At 67.2% G+C, this 23,379-nt stretch carries 19 protein-coding genes and 1 tRNA gene; 7 read left to right on the plus strand and 13 right to left on the minus strand.

The features are described from left to right. Nucleotides 1-14: 14 nt before the first annotated feature. From mfd to ABUA28_RS00805, 7 genes are all read right to left on the minus strand, one after another. Nucleotides 15-3,644 (minus strand): transcription-repair coupling factor, encoded by a 3,630-nt coding sequence (gene mfd / locus ABUA28_RS00775; RefSeq protein ID WP_349901854.1) that lies wholly within the window; start codon nucleotides 3,642-3,644, stop codon nucleotides 15-17. A 159-nt stretch (nucleotides 3,645-3,803) separates the two neighbouring features. Beyond that, nucleotides 3,804-4,394 carry an aminoacyl-tRNA hydrolase gene (pth, locus tag ABUA28_RS00780; RefSeq protein WP_349901855.1) on the minus strand — a complete coding sequence of 197 codons (591 nt, stop codon included), beginning with the start codon at nucleotides 4,392-4,394 and terminating at the stop codon, nucleotides 3,804-3,806. 18 nt (nucleotides 4,395-4,412) lie between these two features. After that, the gene (locus tag ABUA28_RS00785; RefSeq protein ID WP_349901857.1) at nucleotides 4,413-5,036 is read right to left on the minus strand and encodes a 50S ribosomal protein L25/general stress protein Ctc; all 624 of its coding nucleotides are present in this window, start codon (nucleotides 5,034-5,036) and stop codon (nucleotides 4,413-4,415) included. A 185-nt stretch (nucleotides 5,037-5,221) separates the two neighbouring features. Beyond that, nucleotides 5,222-5,725: a gluconokinase gene (locus ABUA28_RS00790; RefSeq protein WP_349901858.1), complete on the minus strand. Its 504-nt coding sequence runs from the start codon at nucleotides 5,723-5,725 to the stop codon at nucleotides 5,222-5,224. Nucleotides 5,726-5,747: 22 nt separating this feature from the next. Beyond that, nucleotides 5,748-7,082: an enolase C-terminal domain-like protein gene (locus tag ABUA28_RS00795; RefSeq protein WP_349902682.1), complete on the minus strand. Its 1,335-nt coding sequence runs from the start codon at nucleotides 7,080-7,082 to the stop codon at nucleotides 5,748-5,750. A 5-nt stretch (nucleotides 7,083-7,087) separates the two neighbouring features. Then, complete coding sequence (locus ABUA28_RS00800) at nucleotides 7,088-8,653, minus strand: mannitol dehydrogenase family protein (RefSeq protein WP_349901860.1); 1,566 nt, start codon at nucleotides 8,651-8,653, stop codon at nucleotides 7,088-7,090. A 38-nt stretch (nucleotides 8,654-8,691) separates the two neighbouring features. After that, nucleotides 8,692-9,753: a LacI family DNA-binding transcriptional regulator gene (locus ABUA28_RS00805; protein ID WP_349901861.1), complete on the minus strand. Its 1,062-nt coding sequence runs from the start codon at nucleotides 9,751-9,753 to the stop codon at nucleotides 8,692-8,694. A gap of 254 nt (nucleotides 9,754-10,007) precedes the next feature. Here ABUA28_RS00805 and uxaC point away from each other — a divergent pair, with 254 nt between their 5' ends. The 5 genes from uxaC (at nucleotide 10,008) to gndA (ending at nucleotide 15,886) form a co-directional block, all read left to right on the plus strand. Next, on the plus strand, nucleotides 10,008-11,432 hold the full coding sequence (gene uxaC, locus ABUA28_RS00810; RefSeq protein WP_349901863.1) for a glucuronate isomerase: 1,425 nt from the start codon (nucleotides 10,008-10,010) through the stop codon (nucleotides 11,430-11,432). A gap of 30 nt (nucleotides 11,433-11,462) precedes the next feature. Next, nucleotides 11,463-12,695, plus strand: a complete 1,233-nt coding sequence (gene manD, locus ABUA28_RS00815; RefSeq protein WP_349901865.1) for a D-mannonate dehydratase ManD — start codon at nucleotides 11,463-11,465, stop codon at nucleotides 12,693-12,695. 21 nt (nucleotides 12,696-12,716) lie between these two features. Next, nucleotides 12,717-13,367: a bifunctional 4-hydroxy-2-oxoglutarate aldolase/2-dehydro-3-deoxy-phosphogluconate aldolase gene (locus tag ABUA28_RS00820; protein WP_349901867.1), complete on the plus strand. Its 651-nt coding sequence runs from the start codon at nucleotides 12,717-12,719 to the stop codon at nucleotides 13,365-13,367. Beyond that, on the plus strand, nucleotides 13,364-14,308 hold the full coding sequence (locus ABUA28_RS00825) for a sugar kinase (RefSeq protein WP_349901868.1): 945 nt from the start codon (nucleotides 13,364-13,366) through the stop codon (nucleotides 14,306-14,308). Before ABUA28_RS00820 ends, ABUA28_RS00825 begins: the two co-directional genes overlap by 4 nt. Before the next feature lie 114 nt (nucleotides 14,309-14,422). Continuing rightward, complete coding sequence (gene gndA, locus ABUA28_RS00830; RefSeq protein ID WP_349901870.1) at nucleotides 14,423-15,886, plus strand: NADP-dependent phosphogluconate dehydrogenase; 1,464 nt, start codon at nucleotides 14,423-14,425, stop codon at nucleotides 15,884-15,886. Between the two features lie 6 nt (nucleotides 15,887-15,892). Here gndA and ABUA28_RS00835 read toward each other — a convergent pair whose 3' ends face one another. Further along, on the minus strand, nucleotides 15,893-16,894 hold the full coding sequence (locus ABUA28_RS00835) for a zinc-binding alcohol dehydrogenase family protein (RefSeq protein ID WP_349901872.1): 1,002 nt from the start codon (nucleotides 16,892-16,894) through the stop codon (nucleotides 15,893-15,895). 113 nt (nucleotides 16,895-17,007) lie between these two features. Between ABUA28_RS00835 and ABUA28_RS00840 the strand changes: the two genes are divergently transcribed. Next, nucleotides 17,008-17,376, plus strand: a complete 369-nt coding sequence (locus ABUA28_RS00840) for a hypothetical protein (RefSeq protein ID WP_349901874.1) — start codon at nucleotides 17,008-17,010, stop codon at nucleotides 17,374-17,376. A 10-nt stretch (nucleotides 17,377-17,386) separates the two neighbouring features. On the opposite strand, the gene ABUA28_RS00845 is transcribed toward ABUA28_RS00840, so the two are convergent. The 3 genes from ABUA28_RS00845 to ABUA28_RS00855 all read right to left on the minus strand — a co-directional run bounded on the left by ABUA28_RS00845 (nucleotide 17,387) and on the right by ABUA28_RS00855 (nucleotide 19,946). Next, nucleotides 17,387-18,364, minus strand: coding sequence for a ribose-phosphate diphosphokinase (locus ABUA28_RS00845; protein ID WP_349901876.1), 978 nt, complete (start codon nucleotides 18,362-18,364; stop codon nucleotides 17,387-17,389). A 44-nt stretch (nucleotides 18,365-18,408) separates the two neighbouring features. After that, a complete protein-coding gene (gene glmU / locus ABUA28_RS00850) occupies nucleotides 18,409-19,845 on the minus strand; it encodes a bifunctional UDP-N-acetylglucosamine diphosphorylase/glucosamine-1-phosphate N-acetyltransferase GlmU (protein WP_349901878.1) in 1,437 nt (478 codons plus the stop codon). Nucleotides 19,846-19,874: 29 nt separating this feature from the next. Continuing rightward, a tRNA-Gln gene (locus ABUA28_RS00855) sits at nucleotides 19,875-19,946 on the minus strand. Nucleotides 19,947-20,043: 97 nt separating this feature from the next. Here ABUA28_RS00855 and ABUA28_RS00860 point away from each other — a divergent pair. Beyond that, nucleotides 20,044-20,535, plus strand: a complete 492-nt coding sequence (locus ABUA28_RS00860) for a MarR family winged helix-turn-helix transcriptional regulator (protein WP_349901880.1) — start codon at nucleotides 20,044-20,046, stop codon at nucleotides 20,533-20,535. 4 nt (nucleotides 20,536-20,539) lie between these two features. Here the strand turns inward: ABUA28_RS00860 and ABUA28_RS00865 are convergent, their stop codons facing one another. Next, nucleotides 20,540-22,342 (minus strand): ABC-F family ATP-binding cassette domain-containing protein, encoded by a 1,803-nt coding sequence (locus tag ABUA28_RS00865; protein ID WP_349901881.1) that lies wholly within the window; start codon nucleotides 22,340-22,342, stop codon nucleotides 20,540-20,542. A 137-nt stretch (nucleotides 22,343-22,479) separates the two neighbouring features. After that, complete coding sequence (locus ABUA28_RS00870; RefSeq protein WP_349901882.1) at nucleotides 22,480-23,193, minus strand: endonuclease domain-containing protein; 714 nt, start codon at nucleotides 23,191-23,193, stop codon at nucleotides 22,480-22,482. Nucleotides 23,194-23,379 lie beyond the last annotated feature (186 nt).

Below are 23,379 nucleotides of genomic sequence, written 5' to 3' on the forward strand. Positions count from 1 at the left end.
CGGACGCTCCGCGGTCACTCGACCAGCGAAGCGGGTGCAACAACCGCGGCACCGAAGATCGCGACGAGCAGGCCACTTACCCAGGCGATGAGCTCCGCGTCGCCCAACGCCTCGCCGTTCACGCGCGGCATCGGCACCGCGACAGCCTTAGTCTGGGCGAAGTAGCGCGCACCCGGGTACATGCGCTGCAGGCGCACCTGCACCGAGTCGGCGAGTTCGGCAGTGGCGACACGAAGGTTGGGGCCCGCAGAGACGACCTCCGACAGACCGACCTTCTGCGCCATCCGCCGCAGCTTCGAGACCTCGATCAGGCTCAGCACCTGCGCCGGCGGCTCGCCGTAGCGGTCGGTGAGCTCCTCGAGCACCTGGTCGATCTGGTCGGCGGATGCCGCCGGCGACGACGCGGTCGACAGCTTCTGGTAGGCCTCGAGCCTCAGCCGCTCGCTCTCCACGTAGTCCTCGGGGATGTGCGCGTCCACCGGAAGCTCGAGCCGCAGCTCGGTCTGCCCCTCGGCCACCTCGCCACGGAACGTCGAGACGGCCTCGCCGATCATCCGCAGGTAAAGGTCGAACCCGACGCCCGCGATGTGCCCGGACTGCTCACCGCCCAGCAGGTTTCCCGCACCACGGATCTCGAGGTCCTTGAGCGCCACCTGCATACCGGCGCCCAGCTCGTTGTTCGCCGCGATCGTCGCGAGCCGATCGTGCGCGATCTCGCCGAGTGGCTTCTCCGCGTCATAGAGGAAGTACGCATACGCACGCTCACGTCCACGACCCACCCGGCCGCGCAGCTGGTGCAGCTGCGACAGCCCGTACTTGTCCGCCCGATCGATGATGAGCGTATTCGCGTTGGCGATGTCCAGGCCGGTCTCAATGATCGTGGTGGAGACGAGCACGTCGAACTTGCGCTCCCAGAAGTCCACCATCACCTGCTCGAGCACGTGCTCGGGCAGCTTGCCGTGCGCCACCGCGATGCGAGCCTCCGGCACGAGCTCCGCCAGCTGCGCTGCGACCCGATTGATCGACGACACCCGGTTGTGCACGAAGAACACCTGGCCCTCGCGCAACAACTCACGGCGAATCGCAGCCGCCACCTGGCGGTCGTGATACGGACCGACAAAGGTGAGAATCGGATGCCGGTCCTCCGGTGGCGTCGCGAGCGTCGACATCTCGCGAATGCCCGTCACCGCCATCTCCAGCGTGCGCGGGATGGGCGTGGCCGACATCGCCAGGATGTCCACGTTCGTCTTCAGCTTCTTCAGCGCGTCCTTGTGCTCCACCCCAAAACGCTGCTCCTCATCGATGATGACGAGGCCCAGATCCTTGATGACGATGTTGCCCGTGAGCAGGCGGTGCGTCCCGATGACCACGTCGACCGAGCCATCCGCGAGCCCCTCGATCGTCTCCTTCGACTCCTTGTCGGTCTGGAAGCGGCTGAGCGCGCGCAGGTGCACCGGGAAACCCGCGAACCGCTCCTGGAAGGTCTCCATGTGCTGCTTGACGAGCAGCGTGGTCGGTACGAGCATGACCACCTGCTTGCCGTCCTGCACCGCCTTGAATGCTGCACGCACCGCGATCTCGGTCTTGCCATAGCCGACGTCGCCCGAGATGAGCCGATCCATCGGGATGGCCCGCTCCATGTCGGCCTTCACCTCGTCGATCGTGGTGAGCTGGTCTGGAGTCTCGGCAAAGGGGAACGCGTCTTCGAGCTCCTGCTGCCACGGGGTATCTGGCGGGAAGGCGTGACCTTTTGACGCCATGCGCGCCGAATACAGCTTCACCAGTTCGACAGCGATGTCGCGAACGGCCTTGCGTGCACGGCCCTTCGCCGCGGACCAGTCGCTGCCGCCCATCTTGCTGAGCGCGGGCGCCTCGCCGCCGACGTAGCGGGTGAGCAGGTCGAGCTGGTCGGTCGGCACGTAGAGCTTGTCGCCCGGGTAGCCGCGCTTCGATGGCGCGTACTCGATCAGCAGGAACTCGCGTTCCGTCTTCACCGGATTGCGCCCACCGCTCGACACCTGCCGCTTCACGAGCTCGACGAACCTGCCGATGCCGTGGGTCTGGTGCACGACGTAGTCGCCGGTCTTCAGCTGCAACGGGTCGACCACGTTCTTGCGACGCACGGCGAGCTTCTTGACCTGCCTCGCGTCGTACCCGACTGCGCGACCGTAGAACTCGCTCTCGCTCAGCACGGCGAGCTTGACCTCCGGCAGCTCGAAGCCGTGTTCTACGGATGCCTTGAGCAGGTACGCGACGCCTGCTTCGGCATCCATCGGCAGCTCCTCGACCACGCGGGCCGCGTATCCGTGCTCGCCGAGGGCCTCGGCCGCGCGCCCCACGAGGCCGGTGCCCTGCGCCACGATCACGACGGTCCAGGCATCCTTGAGCAGCTCGCCGACGTAGTCGATCGCGCCGTTCGCCTGCCCCTGGAAGCTCGGCACGGTCGTGGCGTCGATGCGGATGTAATGCTCGCCGTCGCGGAGCTCGCTGGTCTCGCCGATCTCGGCCACCGCACCGGGGTCTGCGAGCGAATCGGCGCCGCTGTCGAAGCTGCTGAAGGTCCACCACGCGCGGTCCCCCGCCGCGAGCCGCAGACGATCGAGGGTGAGGAAGTCGCCGGAGTCCAGGTCGATCGGCGCCTCGGCTCCGACCGTGGCGGCATTCCAGGCGGCGGCGAGGAACTCGCGGTTGGTCTCGACGAGGCTCACGGCGCGGCTCGCGACGCGCTCCGGTGCGAGCACGGCGATCGCCGCATCCGCGGGCAGGTAGTGGGTGATCGGCACGAGCCGGTCGACGAGCGCGGGAGCGAGCGACTCCATGCCGTCCACCGGGATGCCCTCGGAGATCTTCGCGAGCATCTGGGCGAGGCTCGGGAACTCGTGCTGCATCTCGCGAGCGTGTTGGCGCACCTCGTCGCTGAGAAGCAGCTCGCGGCTCGGCAGCAGCTCGATCTCGGTGATCGGCTCGGGAAGCGAGCGCTGATCCGCCACGGAGAACTGGCGGATCTGCTCCACCTCGTCACCGAAGAAATCCACTCGCCACGGATGCTCGGCCGTCGCCGAGAACACGTCGAGAATCCCGCCGCGCACCGCGAACTCGCCGCGCCTCGTGACCATGTCGACGCGGGTGTAGGCGAGGTCGACGAGCTGCGCCGACAGCGTGCCGAGGTTGTAGCCGCGACCGCCTGCGAGGAGGCCGACCGGCGGAACACTTGTGAGGTTGTCGGCGAGCGGCTGCAGCGCGGCCCGCACGGAGGCGACGATGATGACCGGATGCTTCGCCCGCTCGGCAGGAGAGTTCTGCTCCCAGCGCTGCAGCCTTCGCAGCGCACTGATGCGCTTGCCCACGGTCTCGGCGCTCGGGCTCAGCCGCTCGTGCGGCAGGGTCTCCCAGGCCGGGAACTCGATGATCTCGGCGTTCGGCGCGACGCTCGCGAGGGCCTCACGCAGGGACTCCGAGTCGCGACCGGTTGCGACGATCGCCAGGAGCGCCTGCGGACCCTTCCGCGCCTCCAGGAGGCCCGTGATGAGGGGCGCGCGCAGCCCTTCGACGAGGGAGAAATCCGCGCTTCCGGAGGCGTATCCGAGGGCGTTGTGCACCGTTCGGGCGCGCGAAAGTGCAGGAATTAAGCCCTCGAGTATCACCGGATGAGTCTACGCGACGGCTGTGACCCAGGATTTTCGCTGCCGGAGACACGGGGTCGTCACCACTGGAAAGGAGGAGAAACCGCGGCTGCGAGACGAAAAACTCCTCCATTCCGCGCTGATCCGCAGAAATCTCCTCCAACCCTGCCCGGCGGCAGCTCAGTCGGCGGCGGAGGTGTGCACGCGCAGCTGGGCCGCCGTGAGGCCCTCGCCAGCGATCTGCTCGACCGCATCGGCGGCATCCGAGAGCAGGTTCGGCAAAACCTTGCGTTCCTCAGCGGAGAAGTCACGGAGCACGAAGTCGGCCGCGGGCATCCGTCCGGGCGGGCGCCCTACACCGATGCGCACCCGCGTGAAGTCTGGCGTGCCTATCGCCGCGATGATGTCGCGCAGGCCGTTGTGCCCTCCATGCCCGCCGCCGAACTTCAGGCGCAGGGTGTCGAAGGGGATGTCGAGCTCGTCGTGCAGCACGATGAGCCGAGACGGGTCGAGCGAGAAGAATCTCAGCAGGCCGGCGACGGCACCACCGGAGAGGTTCATGAAGCTGTTCGGCTTGGCCAGGATGAGCCGCGGGCCCTCGAGCCCGCTGCGCGACTCCGCCACGGTGGCGCCGGCCTTGTGCGACTTGAATGTCGCCGAGGCACGATCGGCCAGCTCGGCGAGCGCCATCTGCCCGACGTTGTGACGATTACCCGCGTAGTCGGGCCCGGGGTTGCCGAGCCCGACCACGAGCCAGTGTTTACTGTCCACCGTTGACGCGGAGAGTGATTACTCCGCTTCCGCCTCTTCTGCTGGTGCAGCCTCTTCGGCAGCCTCTTCGGTCTCGGCGACCTCACCCAGGTCCTGGGCCTGCGGGATGACGATGTCGACCACGAGTGCCTCGGGGTCGGAGATCAGGGTCGCACCCTCCGGCAGCGGAACGTCCTTGGCGTAGACGCGGATACCGGCCTCTGCACCCTCGATGTCGACCTCGACGCGCTCCGGGATGCTCGTGGCCGAGACCTCGAGCAGCAGGCGCTGGGCGTCGAGCTCGTACACGGTGCCTGCGGCGGACTCTCCCACGAGGTGCACCGCGACCTCGACCTGCACCTTCTCGCCCTTGCGCACGACGACGAGATCGAGGTGCTCGATGATCTGGCGCACCGGGTCCTTCTGCACATCCTTCACGAGCGCCAGCTGGATCTTGCCCTGGATGTCGAGCTCGAGCACCTGGTTCGCCTTGCGGATGATGAGCGCGGTCTCGTGCCCGGGCAGCGTCACGTGCTGCGGCTCGGTGCCGTGCCCGTAGATGACGGCGGGGATCTTGCCCGCGGCGCGGATCTTGCGAGCCGCTCCCTTACCGAAGCTCTCGCGCGCCTCGGTCACGAGGTGGTTGGCGCTTTTCTCAGCCATGCTGTTCTCCTATCGGGGCCGGGGCCCACGTGATTGTTTTCAACTCGAACGCATCGGCAGTGAATACAACACTGCAGCGTGAGGAAGACGTGCACCCAGGGGATTTCTCCCGACAGGCCCTGCCACTCCACCGCGTCGATCACGGAATCACCGGGTGATTCCCTCGCCGAAGTTCAGGGGCCAGCTTAGCCCAAGCCAGCCAGTACCGCATCGACGATCTGGTCTGGCGTCTGGTCGATCGACACCCTGAAGCCCGGCTCGTCCGCCTGGAGCGATTCGAGCGTCGCCAGCTGCGAGTCGAGCAGCGAGGTCGGCATGAAGTGGTCGCGCCGCTGGCTCATCCGCTCTTCCAGCAGGGCGCGCGAGCCGTCGAGCTCGACGAAGACGGCTCGAGGCTCCCGCGCGAGAATCGCCTCGCGGTAGACACGCCTGAGCGCGGAGCAGGCGATCACGAGGCCGGTCGCCTCTGCCTTCGTCAGGGTGTCACCGACCGTCGCGAGCCAGGGCCAACGATCCTCGTCGTTCAGCGGATGCCCGGCCGCCATCTTCTCGACGTTGGCCTGCGGGTGCAGGTCGTCCGCATCCACGTACGGCACGCCGAGCCTCTCGCCGAGAAGCGCACTCACCGTGCTCTTGCCGGAACCGGAGACCCCCATGACGACGATGAGCGGCTTCGGAGAACTCGACATGCCTACAGGGTATCGGGTGCTACTACTTCACCTGACCGGTGGCCCGCAGCTGCGCCCAGCCCGGCCCGTCGGGGTAGGTCCATTTCTCGATCGACTCCCGGCGGATCTCCGCGCTGGTGCCCGGGTCGACCGGGGCGGCGTAGTTGCCGTTCACGAGTCGCGCCGGGGAGACGAAGTGCTCGTGCAGGTGGGCTATGTATTCGATCATGCGGCCCTCGCGGCCATCCGTCTTCCAGCCAGAGACGACCGCGTAGTCGAAGAAGGAGAAGTGTTGCACGAGCTCGCACAGGCCGGCACCGCCGGTGTGCGGGCAGACCGGGATGTCGAACTTCGACGCGAGCAACAGGTTCGCGATGTTCTCGTTCGGCCCGGCAACCCGCGTCGAGTCGATCTGCATCGCATCGATCGCGCCCACCTGCAGCAACTGCTTGAACACGATGCGGTTCTGCACGGCCTCGCCAGTGACCACCCGGGTCGGAGCGATGGCTTTACGGATGCGCGCGTGGCCGAGGATGTCATCCGGGCTCACCGGCTCCTCCACCCAGTAGAGGCCGAACTCCGTGAGCGCGGTGATCCAACGAATCGCCTCGTCGATCTCCCAGCGCTGGTTGGCGTCGATCGCGAGCCTGAAGTCGGGCCCGACAGCCTCGCGGGCCAAGCGCAGGCGGCGCTTGTCGTCGTCGAGATTGCCCGCGACCTTCATCTTGATCATGTGGAACCTGAGCTCGAGCGCCTCGCGGATGAGTCGCAGCATCTTCTCGTCGCTGTAGCCGAGCCAACCCGGGCCGGTCGTGTACGCCGGGAAACCGTTCGCCTCGAGTTCGGCGATGCGCTCCTCTTTGCCCTCCTGGCCCCTGCGAAGGATCTCGAGCGCGTCCTCCCTGGAGAGCGCGTCGGTGATGTGGCCGAAGTCGACCACGTCGACGAGTTCCTCGGGCGTCATCCGGGCGAGCAGCTTCCACAGCGGAAGGCCCGCGCGCTTCGCCTTGATGTCCCACAGGGCGTTCAGCACCGCGCCCGCGGCCATGTGGCTGACGCCCTTCTCCGGCCCGATCCAGCGGAACTGCGAATCGTGCACGAGCAGCCGCGACACCTCGCCGAGGTGGTTGAGCATCCACTCCACCGGCTCGTCGGGCAGGAGCTTCGCGACGGCCTGAATCGTGTAACAGAGCACGTCATTGCCCCGGCCGCCGGTGAAGACGAAGCCGTGGCCCTTGGGCCAGGACGGGTCATCGACGGTGATCGTGAGATACGCCGCCGAGTGGTCCGGGTCGACGTTGACGGCGTCTGAGCCGTCGAGTTCGAGGGAGGTGGGAAAGCGCACGTCGTGAACCGTGAGCGAGGCGATCTTAGGCATTTCTGTCATCCATTCGATGGTCGTGGCGACGCGATCAGGCGCCGCACTTCGGAAAGCTGGTTCACGACGGCGTCGCGAAATTCAGTGGAGTCTGCGAGTTCGGCCGGCACGATCCGGCGAAGGCCGAAGACGCGGGACACGACCGCCTGCGGGTCGTTCTCGAGCGCGTCCGCGGAGCCGACGGCCGCGCCCAGCTCCGCGGCCATCGGATCGTCGAGCGTCGGCCCGCCGGGCAACAGCGTCGAGGCGACGAAGGCGATCCACGCGGCGATCGCGAATGCGAGGCCCTGCGGCAGCGACCCGGCGTGAAGGCGCTCGAGAGCCGTCACCATGATGCGGTTGGGCAGCTTCTGCGAGCCGTCCATCGCCACCTGCAGGGTCGTGTGCGCGAGCGCCGGGTTGGCGAAGCGGGCGAGCACGGAATCGCGGTATTCGGCGAGATCGAGGCCGGGCAGGCTCTCGAGCGTGGGCAGGATGTCGTCGTTGAGCATCCGCAGGGCACGCTCGCGAATCGCGTCATCCACGACGGTCTCCGCGATGGTCGCGTGACCGCTGAGGTTGCCGAGGTAGGCGAGCAGGGAGTGAGTGGCATTGAGCACCCGCAGCTTCGCCCGCTCGAAGGGCATGACGTCGGCCGTCATCGTGACACCGGCGAGCTCCCAGGCGGGGCGCGAGTCGGCGAAATCGTCTTCGACGACCCACTGCGAGAACGGCTCGGCCACCACGAGCGCCTCGTCGCTCAGGCCGAGCAGTCCGAGCGCCACTTCCTGGTCTGCGGCAGTGACGGCCGGGGTGATGCGGTCGACCATCGACGACGGATAGCGCACCGAGTTCTGCAGCCAGTACGCAAAGGCGGCAGAGCCGTCGACAACAGCAGCCTCTTCGACCGCGGCAGCCCAGGAGAGCACGACCTTCTTCACCATCTCGCCGTTGTGCACGACGTTGTCGCAGGAGAGCACCGTGAACGGTCGACCGGACGTGCGGAACCGGCGAGCGAGCCCGCGCACGAGGAGTCCGATGGCGGTGCGCGAGGGATGCCCTGCGCCGTCTCCACGCAGTTCGCCCGCGACGAGTTCGACATCCTCGCTCACCCCGGCGATGCCGAGGTCGACCGTTCCGTCCGCCGCGCGCAGGTAGCCCTTCTCCGTCACGGTCAGGGTCGCGAGGTGAGTGGTGTCGCTCGCGAGCGCCTCGAGCACGCGCTCGGAGTCCCGGCCGGGCCAGGCCACCTCGCGCACCGCGCCGACGATGCGCAGCGAGGTCGTATCGGCATCCTTCTGCAGCACGCCATAGAGGCAGTCCTGCGGCCGCAGCTGTCGCACCACGGCATCCGTGCGCCCCGTCACGCCGAGGATGCCCCAGCCCGTCTCCCCGGATGCCGCCGCGGCGTCCTCGGTGAAGACCGCCTGGTGGCTGCGGTGGAACGCGCCGATACCGAAGTGGACGATGCCGATCGACACCGTCGCCGGGTCGAGCACCGGCGCGGTGACCGAGGTGCCGGGGCCCGCGGCCGCGACGGATGACAGCGTGGCCGATGACAGCGTGGCCAACGACAGTCGCTGGGGTGACACATGTGCTCCAAAGGTGGAAGAAGACGAGAGGGCGGATGTCAACGTTCAGAAGCTGTTTCCGAGACAGCCTCGGCCGCCTCGGCCTTCTCTCCCCCGGCTGATTCCCCCTGCGACGTACCGACGACCCCGGTCGACTGCCTCACTACGAGTTCGACGGGAAGCTCGATCGCCGGGCGGGTGGGCAGGTCTCCGGTCTCGAGCGCGTCGAGCAGCGTGTCCACGCTCATCCGCCCCATCTGCACCCTCGGGAGGTCGACGGTCGTGAGATTCGGCCAGACGAAGGTGGAGACCGCCACGTTGTCGAAGCCGGTGACGCTCATGTCGAACGGGGCGGAGAGGCCACGCTGGCGCAGGCGGTCGATCAGACCGAGCGCCATGATGTCGTTGTACGCGACCACCGCGGTCGCGCCGCTCGCGATCGCGAGGTCGCCGGCGTGCACTCCACCCGAGAAGAAGGGTGCGAAGTTGCCGAGCTCGATGAGCTCGAGGCTCGAATCGGAGGACGCGACGTCACGGAAGGCCTCGACGCGTTCGGTGTTCGACCAGGAGCGCTCCGGGCCCGCCGCGTAGGCGATGGTGCGATGGCCGAGCGCGACCAGGTGCTTGAGCACCGCGCGCATCCCTCCCCCGTTGTCGAAGGTGATCGACGGGATGCTCTTGAGATACCGGTTGGCCAGCACGAGCGGCGTCTCGCCCGAGAGTTCGAGGATCTCCTCGTCCGCGGCACGGGGCGAGCAGAGGATGACGCCGTCGACCTGCTTGGTGAGGCTGCGCACGACCTCCGCCTCCACGGTCGAGTCCTCGTCGGTGTCCGCGACGAACACGGCGTAGCCCGCGGCTCGCGCCCTGGCCTGCACACCCTTGCAGACGGAGCCGAAGAAGGGGTTCTCGAGGTCGGGAACGACGAGGCCGAAGCTGCGCTTCCTGCCCGTGATGAGCGAGCGTGCATTGTTGTTGACGCGGTAGCCCATGCGCTGGGCAGTGGCCTGCACGTGGAGTCTCGTGGCCTCGGCAACCTGCTCGGGCGAGGCGAGTGCGCGGGACACCGTCGAGATCGAGACACCGGCCTCACGAGCAACGTCGCGGATCGTCACAGCCATGCTCACACCACCTCGTACGGATTCGGGTCGGCACTCCTGTGCCTCGTGTAGGACATTCTGCAAACCTTTTCAGTGTTTCGTCAAGGGGCAATCCCAAAAAACTTCTGAACTGGCTAGCACACGAGAACTGAGACGTGACTTTCCCGTGATTCTAGGTTTATAGTTGCGGATGAGCGGCACTCTCATCGGGAGACGCGCCTGAAACATCATGCGATTTTGTTTCAGTCCAGCCGTGTTTCACCGAGGAGGCGAATGTGGCCACAGGACCCTGGACGCTGCACCCGGACCGAGCATTACCGGCCGAGGCGACCCAGCGAGCCATCGCAAGGGAGATCTACGGACACACCGCAGCGCTGCCGCTCGTCTCGATGCACGGGCACATCGAGATCGATGCGATCCTGAACAACGACGGGTTCGGCGACCCGACGGAACTCTTCGTGATCCCCGACCACTACCTCACGAGGATGCTCGTCTCGCAGGGCTTTCGCAGCCAGGACCTGGGTGTCCCCTCGCTCGAGGCGAACGTGGCCGTCGAGACCGATCACCGGCTCATCTGGCGCACGGTGTGCGAGAACTGGAAGCTGTTCCGCGGCACCCCCACCCGCTACTGGCTCGAGCACGAGCTCGTGGAGATCTTCGGCGTCACGGTCGAGCCCGCAGCCTCGACGGCGGACGAGATCTATGACCAGCTGCTGGACGCGCTCGGGCGACCGGAGTTCCGCATCCGCCCGCTGTTCGACCACTTCAACATCGAGATCCTGAGCACGACGGACGCACCGGATGCCGACCTCGCCTCCCACGCGGCGCTCGCGGCGGAGTGGGGCGAGCGCGTCGTGCCCACCTTCCGCCCGGACGCGCTGTTCTACCCGGATCGCGCCAGCTGGACCAGGGGCATCCGCGCGCTCTCGACCACCAGCGGCATCGACATCACCGACTACGCGAGCTTCCTCGACGCGCTTCGTCAGCGTCGTGCGGCCTTCGCCGCGGCGGGCGGACGCGCGAGCGACCACGGCCACCTCTCCGCAGACACCACGCCGTTACCCTCGGCCGAGGCACAGCGCATCTTCGACGCGGCGCTGCACGGGCAGGCCGACGCGGCCAGCGCATCCGCCTTCGCCGCGAACATGCTGTTCGAGACGGCACGGATGTCGCTCGACGACGGTCTCGTCATGCAGCTTCACCCGGGCGTGCTGCGCAACCACTCGAGCTCCGTGCTCGCGAATGTCGGCGAGAACCAGGGTTTCGACATCCCGGCGACGGTCGAGTTCACGCGATCGCTTCGACCGCTGCTCGACGCCTTCGGGCACGACCCGCGCTTTCGCATGGTGCTGTTCACCGTGGACGAGACCGTGTACTCGCGGGAGCTCGCCCCCATCGCCGGTGCCTATCCGTCGATCAGGCTCGGGGCACCGTGGTGGTTTCTCGACTCCCCCGGCGGCATGGCCAGGTTCCGTGAACTCACCACCGAGACCGCGGGCTTCTACAACACGAGCGGCTTCGTGGACGACACCCGTGCCTTCGCGTCGATCCCGGCCAGGCACGACCTGGCCAGGCGCATCGACGCCGGCTTCCTGGCAAAACTCGTCGCCGAGCATCGCCTCGGACACGACGAAGCCATCGAGACGGCGATCGACCTCAGCTATACCCTTCCCCTGCAGGCATACGCGCGTCGCAACTGACGCCGCCATCGATCCGAAAGCGAGAACATCGTGAGCACCATCGACCGCGTCGAAGTGCTGGTCACCAGCCCCGGCCGCAACTTCGTGACCCTCAGGATCACCACCTCGGACGGCGTCACCGGTCTCGGCGATGCGACTCTCAACGGGCGAGAACTCGCCGTCGTCTCCTACCTGAGCGAGCACGTCGCGCCCATCCTCATCGGCCGCGACCCGCAGAAGATCGAAGACACCTGGCAGTACCTCTACCGAGGGGCGTACTGGCGTCGTGGCCCCGTCACCATGGCCGCGATCGCCGCGGTGGATGTCGCACTCTGGGACATCAAGGGCAAGGTCGCGGGCCTGCCGGTCTACCAGCTGCTCGGCGGCGCCTCCAGGACGGGCGCGCTCGCCTACGGGCACGCATCCGGCTCCGACCTGCCCTCGCTCTTCACTTCGATCCGTAACCACCTCGAGGAGGGCTTCCAAGCCATTCGCGTGCAGACCTCGGTGCCCGGCCTCGGCCAGGTCTACGGGGTCGCCACCGACCAGAAGCCCGGTGCGCGCTACGACTACGAGCCTGCCGGGCGCGGCCTCGCCCCCACGGAAGAGGAGTGGGACAGCAGGGCATACCTGCACCACATCCCCACCGTGTTCGCGGCCGTGCGCGAGGAGTTCGGCTACGACTTTCCGCTGCTGCACGACGGGCACCACAGGCTAACCCCGAACCAGGCGGCCATCCTCGGCAAGTCGCTCGAGCCCTACGACCTGTTCTGGCTCGAGGACTGCACCCCGGGCGAGAACCAGGAGGGGCTGCGACGGGTGCGCTCGCAGACCACGACACCACTCGCCATAGGAGAGGTCTTCAACACGGTCTTCGACTACCAGACGCTCATCACCGAGCAGCTCATCGACTACGTGCGCAGCGCCGTCACGCACACCGGCGGCATCAGTGCGCTGAAGAAGATCATGGACTTCGCAGGCGTCTACCAGATCAAGTCCGGCTTCCACGGGCCGACCGACATCTCGCCCGTGGGCCAGGCTGCGGCGCTGCATCTCGACATCGCCATCCACAACTTCGGCATTCAGGAGTACATGAAGCACTCGGACGATACGCTGAACGTGTTCCAGACCAGCTACACCTTCGCGAACGGCTTGCTGTACCCGGGCGACAACCCGGGCCTCGGAGTGGACTACAACGACGAACTTGCGGCAACCTTCGAGTACACACCCGCGTACCTGCCGGTCAACCGCCTCACGCTGGACGGCACGATTCACGACTGGTAACCAGCCCTCCAAGGAGCTCCCATGACCGCATCGACGAGACTCGAGCCGTCGACCCTGCTGCGCGAACACCCCATCATCGCGGTGCTTCGCGCGCGCGATGCCACCGACTACGACGCGGTCATCGACGTGCTCGTGGAGAACGGCGTGCATTCGGTCGAGCTGACGCTGAGCACGCCGAACACCTTCGAGCACCTGCCCGCGCTCGTGGCGCGCGGCGGGGCGGATGTCGAGATCGGTCTGGGCACGATCACCACGGTCGGGCAGGCCCAGCGCGCCATTGACGCCGGCGCCACCTACCTCGTCACACCGATCACGCGGCTGGATATCGTAGAGCTCGCCGTACGCAACGGCATTCCGGTATTCCCCGGCGGTCTCACCCCCACCGAGCTGTACTCGGCCTGGGAGGTCGGCGCGACCGCGGTGAAGATCTTCCCGGCCGAGACCGTCGGTCCGCAATACGGCTCGCATCTGCGCGGGCCGTTCCCCGAACTGCAGTTCGTGCCCTCCGGCGGCATAACGCTTGCGGATATCCCGCTCTGGCTTCACGCCGGTGCCACCGCCGTGAGCCTTGGGGGTCCACTCATCGGCGACGCGCTCAAGGGCGGATCGCTCGCCGCACTGGCCGACCGCTGCACCGCCGCCGTCGAGGTGGCACAGAAGACCATCGCATGAGCGGCGTCGTCACGTTGGGCGAGACCATGGCTCTCATGGGCTCCACCGGATTCGGCCCACTGTCGCACGAGCGCACGATGTCGCTCGGCATCGGTGGCTCGGAGAGCAACGTCGCGATCGGCCTCAGCCGCCTCGGCACCGAGACGACCTGGATCGGCAAGGTGGGAACGGATCCCCTCGGTGACCTCGTGCTCAGGGAACTCGCGGCAGAGGGTGTTCGCGTGCTGGCCGTGCGCGACCAGGAGGCGCCGACCTCCCTCATGGTGAAGGAACGGCGTACGAGCACCGACACGCGCGTCTGGTACTACCGGAAAGCAAACGCGGGAGGGCGTCTTCGCATCGACGAGGTCGACTTCGACGTCATCAGGAACGCGAATCTCCTGCACCTCACCGGCATCTCGCCGGCGCTCTCAGACGGGATGGCCGAGACGACCTTCGAGGCGATCCGCGTCGCGAAGGAGGCGGGGGTCCCGGTGTCGTTCGACCTGAACTTCCGCAGCAAGCTCTGGTCTCGTGAACAGGCTCGCGAGACCTACCGGCGCATCATCCCGCAGACGGACATCGTGTTCGCCGGCGACGACGAGGCGTCCATCGCCGTCGGCGAGGCGGAGGCTCCAGTGCATTTCGCGCACGAGCTGGTCACGCTCGGCGCCGGGGCAGCCGTGGTCAAGCGCGGTGCCCACGGGGCGGTCGCGGTCGTCGACGGCAAGGAGTACGAGCGCGAGGCCATCCGAGTGAATGTCGTGGACACGGTCGGCGCGGGCGACGCCTTCGTCGCGGGCTACCTTGCCGAGCACCTTCTCGGAGCGGATGTCGACGCCTGCCTCCAGACGGCGGTCACGACGGGCGCATACGCGTGCCTCGTGCCCGGCGACTGGGAGGGTGCACCGCGCCGCCACGAGCTCGCCCTGTTGAACGGCGAGGAGCCGGTCAGCAGGTAGGCCAATTGCGTAACCAACTTTCACCAGCATCCCGCTGGCTCTAGCCTGTACGTGCGGAAGAATCATCCGCCCGCACGATCCCGACCTCACGATCCCGACTTTTCAGGAGAGACAATGCCAGACACCGCCACAGCAACTGCGAACATCGGGGTCATCGGGCTCGCCGTCATGGGCTCGAACCTGGCACGCAACCTGTCGAGCCGCGAGGGCAACACCGTCGCCGTCTACAACCGCTCCCCCGAGCGCACCGACCTGCTGCTCGAAGAGCACCCGGATGAGGGTTTTGTCGCGGCGGGGAGCATCGAGGACTTCGCCGCGTCGCTCACCAAGCCGCGCACCGCGATCATCATGGTGCAGGCGGGCAAGGGAACGGATGCGGTCATCCAGCAGCTCTCCGACGTGTTCGAGCCGGGCGACATCATCGTCGACGGCGGCAACGCCAACTTCCAGGACACCATCCGTCGCGAGAAGGCGCTGCGCGAGAAGGGCCTGCACTTCGTCGGCGTCGGCATCTCCGGCGGCGAGGAGGGCGCGCTCAAGGGTCCGAGCATCATGCCTGGCGGCTCCGTCGAGTCGTACAAGACCCTCGGCCCGATCCTCGAGTCGATCGCCGCGGTCGTCGACGGCGTTCCCTGTGTCACCCACATCGGCACCGATGGTGCTGGCCACTTCGTCAAGATGATCCACAACGGCATCGAGTATGCAGACATGCAGCTCATTGCCGAGGCCTACGACCTGCTGCGCAACGTCAGCGGCCACGAGCCCGCCGCCATCGCCGATGTCTTCGAGACCTGGAACTCGGGCGACCTCGAGTCCTACCTGATCGAGATCACCGCGGAGGTGCTCAGGCAGGTCGACGCGAAGACCGGCAAGCCCTTCGTCGACATCGTGCTCGACCAGGCCGGCTCCAAGGGAACCGGAGTCTGGACCGTGCAGAACGCACTCGACCTCGGCGTTCCCGTCGGCGGCATCGCCGAGGCCGTCTTCGCGCGCGCCGTCTCGAGCCACCCGGAGCAGCGCGAGGCCGTGCAGGCGATCGTCGAGAGCCGTCCGGATGTCGTGGCCCCCGCCGCAGGAACGTCCTTCGAGGATGACGTGCGCGCCGCGCTCTACGCCTCCAAGGTCGTCGCGTACGCGCAGGGTTTCGACGCCATCATCGCGGGAGCCGAGAAGTACGGCTGGGACATCGACAAGGGCGCTGTCGCCACGATCTGGCGAGGCGGCTGCATCATCCGCGCGCAGTTCCTCAATCGCATCGTCGAGGCGTACGCCAACGACGCGACAATCCCGTCGCTGCTCGTCGACCCGTACTTCGCCAAGGCCGTGAAGGAGGGCGAGGCAGCCTGGCGGCGCGTCGTCTCCACCGCGGCCCTGTCGGGCATCCCGATCCCGGGCTTCGGTGCAGCGCTCAGTTACTACGACTCGCTCGCCTCAAAGCGCCTGCCCGCCGCCCTCGTGCAGGGACAGCGCGACTTCTTCGGCGCGCACACCTACAAGCGCGTCGACGAGCCCGGCGTCTTCCACACCCTGTGGTCCGGCGACCGCAGCGAGATCGCCACGGAACCGAGCACGCACTAGGGTGCGCTACCGCGCGACGACCACCTTGCCGACGCTGCGGCCGGACTCGACGAGTTCGTGCGCGCGGCGCAGGTTCTCCGCGGTGAAGCCGTCGAGGCGGGTCGTGAGCGTGCTCACGACGCGGCCCTCGTCGACGAGGGCGGCCACGGCATCCAGCAGCAGGCCCTGCTCTGCCATGTCCGGCGTCTCGAACTTGGCGCGAGTGAACATCCACTCCTGATGCCAGGTGATGCTCGGCTGCACGAGACGGGTGGTGTCGAGCCCGCGCGCGCCGTCGATCGTCACGAGCTCACCAAACGGCGCGAGCAGCTCGACGTAGGCATCGAAGTGATGTGCGGTCTGCGGGGAGAATATCCAGCGCACGCCCTCCGGTACGACCTCGCGCACAGCGGCAACGAGATCCCCGGAGTGATCGACGACGTGATGGGCACCCATCCGGGCCACGAACTCGCGTGACTCGGGGCGCGATGCGGTGGCGACGATCGTCACTCCGGTCAGCTGTCGCGCAAGCTGGGTGAGGATCGAGCCGACGCCGCCTGCGCCGCTCACGACGAGGAGCGTTCCCGTGCTGTCGGCCCCGAGGCGCAGCTTCTCGAACAGCGACTCCCAGGCAGTGATCGCGGTGAGCGGCAGGGCGGCAGCACCGGCGAAGTCGAGGGTGGTGGGCTTGTGGCCGACGATCCGCTCATCGACGGCGTGGAACTCCGCGTCCGTGCCGTCACGGGTGATGTCACCGGCGTAGAAGACCTCATCGCCGAGCGCGAAGCCCGTGACCTCGTCACCGACCGCAACAACCGTGCCCGCGGCGTCGAATCCGTATCTCGCGGACTCGCCCGCACCGAGGCCCGCGCGCCGCTTCGTGTCGACCGGGTTGACCGAGACGGCCTCGACGCGCACCAGGAGATCGCGAGGGCGCGGCTCGGGCACGGGAACTTCGACCTCGCGGAAGGTCGCCGTGTCGCCGATCGGCCCGGCCGACGCGACGATGGCGGTCATGGTTGTGGTCATGGATGACTCCTCGGGTGGTCGTGATGGGAGAGATGACGTGCACTGTGCTCAGGATGCAACTCTGGCAGCCGCACGGTCATTCCGGCAGCGGCGCGTGCGACACTGGACGAACAATGAGCGATCTCGAGGAGCACCCGGAGCTCTCCGGCTACGACCCAGGGGACGGCCGTCCCCTGCGCGGTCGCCGCGGCGTGGTGATGGTCCGCGTGATCGTGGCCCTGAGCGTAATCGCGCTCGTGCTGCCCGGCGTACTGACCACCGCATCCCTCAACGCCTCGAACGCGGCCGCGGCCTGCGTGACCTGGGTGCGCCACGTCGCGCCGGACGCGATGGGCTCCTCCGCCCGATTCGAGTTCTTCGGGCCGGGTGGCATCGGCTGGCAGTGCTACACGGTCGGGGCGTTCGGCGGCGACCGTCACGTGGCGTCTCTTGGGCTCATCCCGAGCAGGTTCGTCGCTCCGCCGCCCATCGAGAACAGCTGAACCGGTCGCCTCAGGCAGCGCCGTCGAACATCGAGGTGACCGACCCGTCGCCGAACACCTGTTGGATGGCCGTGGCCAGCAGCGGGGCGATCGGCAGGATGGTGAGGGTCGGAAAGCGCTTCGCCTGCGAAATCGGCAGGGTGTCGGTGACCACGACCGAATTGATGAACTCGGACTGAAGGATCTCGGTGGCCGGTTCGGAGAAGATCGCGTGGGTCGCGGCAACGACGACGCTGAGCGCCCCAGCCTCCTTGAGCGCCTGGGCCGCGGCGACGATCGTGCGGCCCGTGTCGATCATGTCGTCGACGATGAGGCACACGCGACCCTCGACCGGGCCGATGATCTCGTGTACCGAGACCCGGTTGGGCACGAGCGGGTCGCGACGCTTGTGGATGATCGCGAGTGGGGATCCGAGCTTGTCGCTCCAGATGTCTGCCACGCGAACGCGACCCATATCGGGCGAGACGACCGTGAGGTTTGAGGTGTCGAGCTTGGACTGGAAGTGCTTGAGCAGCACCGGCATCGCGAAGAGGTGGTCGACGGGGCCGTCGAAGAAGCCCTGGATCTGCGCGGCGTGCAGGTCGACCGACATGATGCGGTCTGCGCCGGCGGCCTTGAACAGGTCGGCGACGAGGCGCGCGGAGATCGGCTCGCGACCGCGGCCCTTCTTGTCTTGCCTCGCGTACGGATAGAACGGCGCGACCACGGTGATCCGCTTGGCCGATGCCCGCTTGAGGGCATCCACCATGATGAGCTGCTCCATGAGCCACTCGTTGATCGGTGTGGTGTGGGACTGGATGACGAAGGCGTCGCATCCGCGCACGCTCTCGTCGTAGCGGGTGTAGAGCTCGCCGTTCGCGAAGGTACGCGCGTTGGTGTGCACGAGATCGGTGTCGAGCTCTGCCGCGATATCGACGGCCAGCTGGGGATGAGCACGACCGGAGACGATCACGAGCCTCTTCTGTCCGTTGATTTTGATCTCGGACACGTATCCCGCTCTCTGCCGTCGTCGGCGCTGTCTGGAGGAAGAGGCTAGTGTGTAGCTTCGTCGCCCGCCGCCGCCGCGGCCTCAGCCGCCGCAGTCCCCGGACGATTTTTCTCGACCCAGCCCGCCATATTTCGTTGTGGAGCCACGTTGATCGCAAGCGATCCGGCTGGTACGTCCTTTCGAACCACCGTGCCCGCTCCCGTATAGGCTCCGTCACCAAGTCTAACGGGGGCGACGAACACGTTGTGCGACCCGCTTCGCACGTGAGAGCCGACCTTCGTGCGGTGCTTGTTCACGCCGTCGTAGTTGGCCGTGATCGTGCCCGCTCCCACGTTCGACTCGACGCCGACCTCGGTGTCGCCGATGTAGCTGAGGTGCGGCACCTTGCTGCCCCGGCCGATGTGCGAGTTCTTGGTCTCGACGAAGGTGCCGATCTTGCCGTCGTCGTCGAGCACGGTGTTCGGCCGGAGGTAGGCGAACGGACCGACGGATGCGCCGGCACCGATCACCGCGAGCGTCGCGTCGGTGCGCTTGACGACCGCGCCCTCGCCGATCTCGCAGTCCACGAGGGTCGTGTCGGGGCCGACGATCGCACCACGGTCGATCTTGGTCGCACCCTTGAGCTGGGTTCCCGGCAGCAGCTCCACGTCTTCGGCGAGCACCACGTCGCGGTCGATCCAGGTGGTCGCGGGATCGCGCACGGTGACGCCGGCGAGCTGCCAGCGACGCACGATCCGTGCGTTCAGCTCCACGCCCGCCGCACCCAGCTGGGCGCGGTCGTTGATGCCGGCCACGAGCCACGGGTCTGAGACGGGAACGGCCTCGATGCGGCCACCGGATGCGCGGATGCCTGCCGCGGCATCCGTGAGGTATTTCTCCTTCTGCGCGTTGTCGGTTCCGATCGCGCCGAGCGCCGTGCGCAGCGCGGGAACGTCGAACACGTAGACCCCGGCGTTGATCTCCGTGACGAGGAGCTGGTCGTCTGTAGCATCCTTCTGCTCGACGATCGACTCGAACGCGCCATCCGTCGATCGCAGGATGCGCCCCGCTCCCGTCGGGTCGTCGAAGTAGGCGCTCAGCAGGGTGAGCGCGTTTCCCGACGACCGGTGGTTCGCGACGAGACCCTCGATGGTCGCGGCGTCGAGCAGCGGAACGTCTGCGCTGAGCACGACGAGGCAGCCGCCGAAGTCCGCGGGAAGGGCCGCAATGCCCAGCTCGACGGCACGGCCGGTGCCGGGGACCTCATCCTGGTCGACGATGAGCGAGGAGGGCAGGTGCTCGAGAACGACCTCGGCGATGGCATCGCGCTCGTGCCGAACCACCGTGATGACCTGAGCCGCGTCGAGGCTGGACGCGGTCGCGAGCACGTGCCCGAGGAGTGACACCCCCGCGATCTCGTGCAGCACCTTTGGCCTGGACGACTTCATGCGTGTTCCCTGCCCTGCGGCGAGGATGATGACGGCGAGGGATGAATCGGTCATTCTTCCACTTTCTCTAGCCAGCGTGAATGCTCCGCCTCCAGGACTCGAACCTAGACCTAACAGCTCCAAAGGCTGTCGTGCTGCCATTACACCAAGGCGGACCGCGCTGCAGACACTTCGATGCCGTGACGCAGTTTCCAATTCTGCCAGATGCTGGTGCGGTCGCCCTCCGCTTCGGCATTCGGCGATAATGGGCGCATGCCAGAACACGACGAGGTAGACCGCATCGTCGGAGCCTGGGAGCGAGAGCGGCCGGACCTCGACTTTGCGCCGCTGCAGGTGCTCTCGCGCGTCGGCAGGCTCGCGCGGCACCTCGACCGGGCCAGGCGCGCGGCCTTCACGGCATCCGAACTGGAGTCCTGGGAGTTCGACGTGCTGTCCGCGCTGCGCCGCGCCGGGAGCCCGTACCAGCTGAGTCCGAAGGCCCTCCTGCAGCAGACCCTCGTCTCGAGCGGCACGATGACCAACCGGATCGACAGGCTCGTCGCCCGCGGACTGGTCGAGCGCCGCACGGACCCGCACGACGGCCGCGGCATCCTCGTCGTCATGACCGACCGGGGCCGCACGAGGGTCGACACCGCGATCAGCGTGCTGCTCGCGGCCGAGAACCAACTGCTCGACAAGCTCTCCGTGCACGATCAGCAACATCTCGCATCCCTGCTGCGCAAGCTCAGCCTCGACTTCGACTGAGCAGTCAGTCGAGCAGCTCGCTGAGCTCCAGCCAGCGCGTCTCGACGTCTGACAGGGCTCCCTGCAATGAATCCAGCTCCTTCGACAGTTCGCCGAGGCCCGCATAATCGCTCTGGTCGTGCTCGGCCATTGCCGCGTGCAGCGCCGCGATCTGGCCGTTCAGCTTCTCGATCTTGCGGCCGCCCGCGGCGAACTCCTTCTCCGCGCTTCGCAACTCCGCACCGGCGAGCTTCGGCGGGCCGGATGCCGTCGCAGGCGACGCGGCAGGGACATCCGTCTTCGTGCCGCGCTCGGCATCCCGCTGCTGCTTCGCCCGCAGCTCGAGATACTGGTCGACGCCCTTGGGTAGATGCCGCAGCCCGCCGTCGATCACCGCGTACTGCTGGTCGGTGACGCGCTCGATCAGGTACCGGTCGTGCGAGACCACGAGTAGCGTCCCGGGGAAGGAGTCGAGCAGATCCTCGATCGCCGCGAGCATGTCGGTGTCGAGGTCGTTGGTCGGCTCGTCGAGGATGAGCACATTCGGCTCCGAGAGCAGGATGAGCAGCAGCTGCAGGCGACGCTTCTGGCCGCCCGAGAGCTCCTTCACTCTTGTGCTCAGCTGCGCACTCGAGAATCCGACACGCTCGAGCAGCTGCCCCGGAGTCATCTCCTTGCCGCCGGCGATGTAGCTGCTCTTCTGCCGTCCGAGCACCTCGCTCACGCGGTCGTTCCAGATCTCCTCGAGCTCGAAGAGCTGCTGGGTGAGGGTGGCGACCTTGATGGTCTTGCCGCGCTTCACCCGCCCGGTCGTCGGCAGCAGTGTTCCGGCCACGAGGCTGAGCAGGGTGGACTTGCCCGCCCCATTCACCCCGAGGATGCCCGTGCGCTCTCCCGGAGCGATCCGCCAGGTGAGATCGTGCAGCACCACCGTGTCGTCGTAGCTGACCGAGATGTTCTCGAGGTCCACGACATCCTTGCCGAGCCGCTGCATGGCCATCGACGCGAGTGAGACGCTGTCGCGGGCCGGCGGCTCGTTCTCGATGAGCTCGTTCGCCGCGTCAATGCGGAACTTCGGCTTCGCCGTGCGCGCCGGAGCGCCCCTGCGCAGCCAGGCGAGCTCCTTGCGCATGAGGTTCTGCCGCTTCGCCTCGGATGCCGCGGCCATCCGGTCGCGCTCCACCCGCTGCAGGATGTACGCCGCATACCCGCCCTCGAACGGCTCGATTATGCGGTCGTGCACCTCCCAGGTTGCCGTGCAGATCTCGTCGAGGAACCACCTGTCGTGGGTCACGACCACGAGTCCGCCGGCGTTCGCAGCCCAGCGCCGTTTGAGGTGCCCTGCGAGCCAGGCGATGCCCTCGACGTCGAGATGGTTGGTGGGCTCGTCGAGGAAGATAACGTCATGGTCGCCGATGAGGATGGCCGCGAGCGCCACCCGGCGACGCTGACCACCCGAGAGCTCCGCGACCTTCGTCTCCCACGGGATGTCCGAGGCCAGCCCGGCGATCACGTCACGCACCTTCGGGTCGCCTGCCCAGACGTGCTCGTCGAGGCCGCCGATGATGCTCTGGTGCACGGTGAGCTCGTCGTCGAGGTCGTCCGCCTGGTCCAGCATGGCGAGGGTGATGCCGCCGCGCCTGGTCACCCGTCCGGAGTCCGGTTCGAGACGGCCCGCGAGCATCCGGAGCAGGGTCGACTTGCCGTCGCCGTTGCGCCCGACGATGCCGATGCGGTCGCCCTCATTGAGGCCGATGGTGACCTGATCGAAGATGACACGGGTCGGGTATTCGAGATGGAGCGCTTCTGCGCCGAGTAGATGGGCCATATCTACTCAAGGTTAGGCGACTGGCACCCCTTGGAACTCTCACCCCTTCCCCGTCCCTCTCCTCTGCCATAGTCGTTGGCGATTTTCGCCCTAAACCCCGGGTTTTGGGGCGGAAATCGCCAACGATCCGGGCCGAGCTACGAACGGGGACGAGCCAGGGCGCGGCGGATGCGGGTGATGAGGCGGTCGGGGTAGAGATCCAGATCGTCGGCACTCACTCGGATGACGCGCCAGCCGGCATCCTCGAGTGACTCCCTGCGCGCGATGTCCTTGCGCCACTGTTTCACGTCGGTGCGATGATGGTCGCCTTCGTACTCGAGTACGACCTTCTCTCTGGGGTACACCAGATCGCTCTCGGTGAGGAACCGGCCGCGGTCGTCATAGATCCAGTAGTTGATCTCGGGCTCAGGCAGACCTGAGTCCAGCACGAGCAGCCGCAGCCGGGTTTCACGGGGAGACCGCACGCGGAGCCTCGCCAGCGGGAGCGCCGCGCGGAGAGCCAGCGCGCCGTTGTGCCCGTGCCAAGCCACGACCGCCGCCTCAAGCTGCGGCAGCGTCGCTTTCGGCTTCGGCCCGACGAGATAATCTGCGGCAGCGACCAGATCCCAGATGCCGAGCACCGACCCCAGTAGACACCAGGTCGTCACAGCATCTGCGACGGGGAGCCCGGCAACGATGCTGCGAACGACGGGAGCGCGGAGCCGATGCCCAATGACGCCCGCGGTGTTCGGCGGGTAGGACGGCCTGAGCACGGAAACGTGCAGCCGACTGTCTCGCCACAACGCGAGCGGCACGGGGATTCCATGCACCATGGCCGCCGTCGAGTGACTGAAGAACTGGTCAGGGCTCATCCGTGGCAGGTATGCCCTGCACCGGTCGGATAGCGCCGTCAGATCGAGACCGTGGGAGCGCACGCCGTGAAAAGGCCGTTGCAAGTCGCGGCCGTAGGAGCGTCGCTCAGATATCCCGAACTCGGTCAATTCGCCGACGCGAACCGGGCGCAAGTGGACGCTGGGTGGCAGTGGGACGATCCGTGG

The sequence above is a fragment of the Parafrigoribacterium humi genome, assembly GCF_040227205.1.
Classification (GTDB): Bacteria; Actinomycetota; Actinomycetes; order Actinomycetales; family Microbacteriaceae; genus Parafrigoribacterium_A; species Parafrigoribacterium_A humi.

What these genes read in the sequence shown, in the direction of transcription:
- ABUA28_RS00785 (WP_349901857.1), bottom strand. Translation starts at nt 5,036, where the DNA reads ATGGCTGAGAAAAGCGCCAACCACCTCGTGACCGAGGCGCGCGAGAGC.
- ABUA28_RS00790 (WP_349901858.1), bottom strand. Translation starts at nt 5,725, where the DNA reads ATGTCGAGTTCTCCGAAGCCGCTCATCGTCGTCATGGGGGTCTCCGGT.
- ABUA28_RS00795 (WP_349902682.1), bottom strand. Translation starts at nt 7,082, where the DNA reads ATGCCTAAGATCGCCTCGCTCACGGTTCACGACGTGCGCTTTCCCACC.
- ABUA28_RS00805 (WP_349901861.1), bottom strand. Translation starts at nt 9,753, where the DNA reads ATGGCTGTGACGATCCGCGACGTTGCTCGTGAGGCCGGTGTCTCGATC.
- ABUA28_RS00820 (WP_349901867.1), top strand. Translation starts at nt 12,717, where the DNA reads ATGACCGCATCGACGAGACTCGAGCCGTCGACCCTGCTGCGCGAACAC.
- ABUA28_RS00825 (WP_349901868.1), top strand. Translation starts at nt 13,364, where the DNA reads ATGAGCGGCGTCGTCACGTTGGGCGAGACCATGGCTCTCATGGGCTCC.
- gndA (WP_349901870.1), top strand. Translation starts at nt 14,423, where the DNA reads ATGCCAGACACCGCCACAGCAACTGCGAACATCGGGGTCATCGGGCTC.
- ABUA28_RS00835 (WP_349901872.1), bottom strand. Translation starts at nt 16,894, where the DNA reads ATGACCACAACCATGACCGCCATCGTCGCGTCGGCCGGGCCGATCGGC.
- ABUA28_RS00840 (WP_349901874.1), top strand. Translation starts at nt 17,008, where the DNA reads ATGAGCGATCTCGAGGAGCACCCGGAGCTCTCCGGCTACGACCCAGGG.
- glmU (WP_349901878.1), bottom strand. Translation starts at nt 19,845, where the DNA reads ATGACCGATTCATCCCTCGCCGTCATCATCCTCGCCGCAGGGCAGGGA.
- ABUA28_RS00860 (WP_349901880.1), top strand. Translation starts at nt 20,044, where the DNA reads ATGCCAGAACACGACGAGGTAGACCGCATCGTCGGAGCCTGGGAGCGA.
- ABUA28_RS00865 (WP_349901881.1), bottom strand. Translation starts at nt 22,342, where the DNA reads ATGGCCCATCTACTCGGCGCAGAAGCGCTCCATCTCGAATACCCGACC.
- ABUA28_RS00870 (WP_349901882.1), bottom strand. Translation starts at nt 23,193, where the DNA reads ATGAGCCCTGACCAGTTCTTCAGTCACTCGACGGCGGCCATGGTGCAT.